The organism is Paracraurococcus ruber (assembly GCF_004353985.1).
GTDB classification, from domain to species: Bacteria; Pseudomonadota; Alphaproteobacteria; order Acetobacterales; family Acetobacteraceae; genus Paracraurococcus; species Paracraurococcus ruber.
Genome location: NZ_SMOA01000343.1, coordinates 1 through 4946, shown reverse-complemented (window position 1 = coordinate 4946; position 4946 = coordinate 1). Strand labels below are relative to the sequence as shown.

General features: G+C 65.6%; 4 protein-coding genes. 3 read left to right on the top strand and 1 reads right to left on the bottom strand.

Annotation, left to right across the window (positions count from 1 at the left end; all coding sequences use genetic code 11):
* Positions 1-147 precede the first annotated feature (147 nt).
* Complete coding sequence (locus tag E2C05_RS28595) at positions 148-969, top strand: alpha/beta fold hydrolase (RefSeq protein WP_133223039.1); 822 nt, start codon at positions 148-150, stop codon at positions 967-969.
* Between the two features lie 794 nt (positions 970-1763).
* Positions 1764-2552, top strand: coding sequence for a hypothetical protein (locus E2C05_RS28590; RefSeq protein ID WP_133223038.1), 789 nt, complete (start codon positions 1764-1766; stop codon positions 2550-2552).
* Positions 2553-2952: 400 nt separating this feature from the next.
* Here the strand turns inward: E2C05_RS28590 and E2C05_RS28585 are convergent, their stop codons facing one another.
* Complete coding sequence (locus tag E2C05_RS28585) at positions 2953-3384, bottom strand: PaaI family thioesterase (protein WP_133223037.1); 432 nt, start codon at positions 3382-3384, stop codon at positions 2953-2955.
* A 332-nt stretch (positions 3385-3716) separates the two neighbouring features.
* On the opposite strand from E2C05_RS28585, the gene E2C05_RS28580 reads away from it, so the two are divergent.
* The gene (locus E2C05_RS28580; protein WP_240046929.1) at positions 3717-4925 is read left to right on the top strand and encodes a glycosyltransferase family 4 protein; all 1209 of its coding nucleotides are present in this window, start codon (positions 3717-3719) and stop codon (positions 4923-4925) included.
* Positions 4926-4946 lie beyond the last annotated feature (21 nt).

Here is a 4946-nt window from a genome sequence, read left to right as displayed (position 1 = left end):
GGCATCCGGCGCTGACCGCGGGCCGCCACGGCCAGGCCGGCGGGGGCCGGGCGGGCGGCACGACGCGACGCCCGTCCAAGCCGCGCCCCGCCGCGGCGCCTAGGGTCGCCCCGGCCGTCCATCACGCCGCGCCGAGGAGCGACATCCATGCCCAGCATCACCGTCAGCGACGGGACCGAGATCTTCTACAAGGACTGGGGCTCCGGCCAGCCGATCGTCTTCCACCATGGCTGGCCGCTCAGCGCGGATGACTGGGACGCGCAGATGATGTTCTTCCTGGAGCGCGGCTACCGCGTCATCGCGCATGACCGGCGCGGGCATGGCCGATCCTCGCAGACCGCGACCGGCCACGACATGGACCACTACGTGGCGGATGTCGCCGCCCTGGCCGCGGCGCTGGACCTGCGGGACGCGATCCATGTGGGCCATTCCACCGGCGGCGGGGAGGTGGCGCGCTACGTCGCGCAGCGCGGCCAGGGGCGGGTCGCCAAGGCGGTGCTGATCAGCGCCGTCGCGCCGCTGATGCTGCGCACCGACACCAACCCGGACGGCGTGCCGAAGGCGGTCTTCGACGCGCTGCGGGTGCAGACGGCGACCAACCGGGCGCAGTTCTTCCTCGATTTCACCATGCCCTTCTACGGCTTCAACCGCGACGGGGCCGAGGTGAAGGAGGGCATCCGCCGCAACTGGTGGCGGCAGGGGATGATGGGCAGCGTCAAGGCGCATCACGACGGGATCGCCGCCTTCTCGGAGACCGACTTCACCGAGGACCTCAGGCGCATCGCCGTGCCGACGCTGGTGATGCATGGCGAGGACGACCAGGTGGTGCCCTTCGCCAATGCGGCGCCGCGGTCGGCGAAGCTGGTGAAGGGCGCGGTGCTGCAGGCCTATCCGGGATTCCCGCACGGCATGCCGACGACCGAGGCGGCGCGGATCAACGCCGACCTGCTGGCTTTCATCCGCGGCTGAGGCGGGCCGCCCCGCCCGCGTCGCCGGCCCGGCGATGCGGGCGGGGCGGCGCCGGGGAGGCCCCGCATGGGCGATGCCTGGCGGCAGGCGCGGCACGCGTCGCGCCTGGGCTGCGCAGGCGATGCGTGGCCCGGGCGCCGCGGGAGATGCATAGGTTGGGTTGGGTGCGCGGGGCGGACTTGGCCGGCGCATGACGGCCGGTCCGGATGGTGCTGCCAGAGAGGATTGAACTCTCGACCTCTCCCTTACCAAGTTGGTAGACTACCTGTCCGGTAGGCCTGGAATGAGCGGACTAGGAGCCTCATACAGGTAGCGATCCTTGGTCCCGAAGATGACGCAGTTTCGCCTAACAGGGGCTTGCTTTGCATGGCCGTTGGCGGCATACCCCTCCCCACTGCTGCCGTAGCTCAGTGGTAGAGCACTCCCTTGGTAGTCATTGCCTCGCTCAACGGAAACGTTGGGATGTTAACCGCCCAAAGTCGGGGAAGCCTTAGCTGGTAATCCCGAGCCAAGCCTGAGAAGGAAGGTGTAGAGACTAGACGGGTGGCACCTAAAGGCTTCGGCCCATGGTGAAGGGATAGTCCAGACCACGAACGCCGAAAGGCGGCGGCGAAAGCCGAAGTGGGATGAAGGGAGAGGTCGAGAGTTCAATCCTCTCTGGCAGCACCATTTTGCTCCAATATGATGATGGGAGTTAAGCTTCGGCTTAACGTATGTCCGCGGCCAGGATGGCTTGCTCGGTCCATTTTTTTGTGACTGGCTTAGGACAGGTATTCCCGGCTTGGGAGAGCTGCATGTTGTTCCCGACCTGGGACGATGCCAAAGAAGAAATTACCAAGTTTTTCAAAATTGCTAGAGCTTTTATCATCCTTGCGGTTGCACCGTTTACGATGCGTCCGTTGGATTTTGATCCTAATTTTCCTGACTCGAAAAAAATATTTCGAGGCCTTGGCTTCACGATCCCAAGCATTCCTGCCTTTTTATACGTTTGGGCGACTTGGCCTTTTTTCAGAACAGATCCAGCGCCAATCAGAGAATATCTTGCCCTCAAAGGCACATCTCTAGCGAGCTCTGAAGATTATTTCGTCTATTATTGCTATCTTTTTATTGTGGATTATTGGGATTTCATCAGTTTCAACTTAATGGCGGCTGTGTTTTCAGGCATCATTTATACAACATCGACTGGCTCCTATATTTTGCATTCCGTTCTATGTTTTTTGCTCAATTGTTTTCATAGTCCAGCGCAAAACGCACCATTTGAGTTCTATCTTGTGAGAACAGCAGGTAGCTTTACTTGGTTCGGAATGCTTGCTCTCGTAATAACGATGCCACTACACGCAGAGCAAGATTCCGGTTTACTAAAATGGGCGGGTCTCTATATAACGCAGTATCCAGTACTATATTTATTTGCTTTCTGCATCACAGGACTCGGCTGGCATTTGACAAACGGTAGAGAGTACGTCGGTATTCAGCAAATGTACCCTGACCGCCATCAAAGACAGATACTGGCGGTTATTCGATTCGGCCTTTTTGGAATGGGTGCAGCGTATATTTATTTTTTTCCCGGAATATTCGCATGTTAAGGCAGCTCGCCAGCACAGCTTGCTGTTAGTGTGAGTCTGTCGTAAATCGGAACGTCGGCTGCTATGCGCTCACCTACCTCTGGGTAGGTAGGAATCTCTTTTGGTATCAAGGACTTACACCTATTTCGGTGCAGGCGTCCAACAATTTACCAAGGGAGTGCTCTACCACTGAGCTACGGCAGCGAACCGGCCCGCAAGCCCGCGCTGTCTAACGGCTCGACCCGCCGCGTGCAACCCCTTCGGCGCCGCGCGGGCGGGTTGCGTGGCCCGTTCCGCAGCAGCAACCGACCGTTAAGGAATCCGCCGCATCCTGATCGAGCGCGCCGGCAAAACTGCCGGTCGAGGAGCGGGAGCAGCACGCCCCATGCCATCCCTTGCCGCCCCGCCGGGGCGCCGGGCCTCAGGCGCCGCGGGTCTCCCGCACCACGGTCGTGAGGCGGGAGACGCAGGTCAGCCGGCCATCGCCGCGGCGGATCTCGATCTGCCAGACCTGCACGCTGCGGCCCAGTTGCAGCGGCCGGCAGACCGCCTCCACCCGGTCGCCCTTGAAGACCGGCGCCAGGTGGTTGGCATTCACCTCCAGCCCCACCACGGTCCAGCCTTCCTCCAGCGCCAGCACCCCGCAATAGGATCCCAGCGTCTCGGCCAGCACCACGCTGGCGCCGCCATGCAGGATGCCGGCGGGCTGGATGTGCCGCTCATCGACCGGCATCGTCGCGCGGGCGAAATCCGCGCCGACCTCCACCATCTCGATGCCGAGAAGGCCGGGCAGCGTCGCCGCATGCCGCTCCCCGAACGCCGCCGGCAGCGCCGCCCGCTTCCACACCGCCATGCCCGCCATCCCCACTGCCTGACGGCGGCAGGATGGCGCCGCGGCGCCGGCTGTCAAAGCACAACCCACTGGCGATCCATCCGGCAAAATCCCCGTACGCATTACCTAATGGTTGACACCGCAATAGCCGATGACCACAAATGTTGCTGAGCCGCTTCGAAGGTTCGTGCGCGACGGAACCGGTGGTGTCCGCCGGCCGGCCCCTGGGGCGCGCGGATCGTTCATCGCCCGGTGGCGCAGCATTTGAGGGTCATGTGCACGTCATTCTCGACGTTTCGCGCCTTCTCTCCTGCGTCCATCGCCTTGCCCCCACCGGAATCGACCGCGTCGAAATGGCCTATGCCAGGCGCTGGCTCGACCGCCCCGCCAGCGACGCCACCTTCGTCGCGCAAAGCGTCTGGGGCTGGTTCGCCGCGCTGCCGCGGGACCGGGTGGCGGCGCTGCTCGATGCGCTGGAAGCGGTGTGGGAACATGGCGCCGCCGGCGTGCCGCCGCGCGCGGCGCAGCGCATCGCGCTTGCCCTGCAGGCCGGGCTGGCGCATGGCCGCGGCAAGCGGGAGTTGCAGCGCCGGGTGCGCGCCGCGCCGCATGCGGTCTTCCTGCTGGTCTCGCACCGCGCGCTGGAACAGCGCGGGCCGATCCGCGCGCTGCGCCGCGCCGGCGCCCGCTTCGTGCCGCTGATCCACGACGTCATCCCGCTGACGCATCCGGAATACACCCGGGCGCCGCAGGTGAACCGGCATGCCGCCCGCCTCGCCACCACCGCCATGCTGGCGGACGGCATCATCGTGAACTCCCGCGCCACGCAATCGGCGCTGCTGGAACACCTGGTGCCGCAGGACCGACCGCTGCCGCCCATCGCCGTCGCGCCGCTCGGCACGCGCGCGATGCGCCGCCCGGCATCGCCGCTGCCGACCGAACCCTATTTCCTCTGCCTCGGCACGGTGGAGGCGCGGAAGAACCACCACCTGCTGCTGCATCTCTGGCGCGACCTGGCGATGGAGGGGCGGGAGGGCCCGAAGCTGCTGATCTGCGGCCGCCGCGGCTGGGAGAATGCCAGCGCCCTCAGCCTGCTCGACCGGTCCCCCTGGCTGCGCGGCCTGGTGCATGAGCTCGGCACGCCCTCGGACACCGAGGTGGCGGCGCTGCTCGCCGGCGCCCGCGCCCTGCTCTTCCCCAGCTTCGCCGAAGGCTATGGCCTGCCGCTGGCCGAGGCGCTGTCGCTCGGCGTGCCGGCCATCTGCAGCGACCTGCCGGCCTTCCGCGAGATCGGCGGCACGGTGCCCGACTACCTCGACCCGATGGACGGGCCGGGCTGGAAGCGCGCCGTGCTGGACTATGCGCGGGACGGCAGCCCGGCGCGCGCCGCCCAGCTTGCCCGGCTGCAGCAGTGGCGCAGCCCGCAATGGCAGGCGCATTTCGACGCGGTGGACCATCTCCTGGCCCAGGTGACCGGGGCGCCGGCGCGCCGGCCGGCCCCCGCCCACCAGCACGGCCCGCTGCTGGCCACGCCCGTCCCGGCCGCCGCCCCGACGGCATGAGCGGCGGCCTGCGCCGCCGCG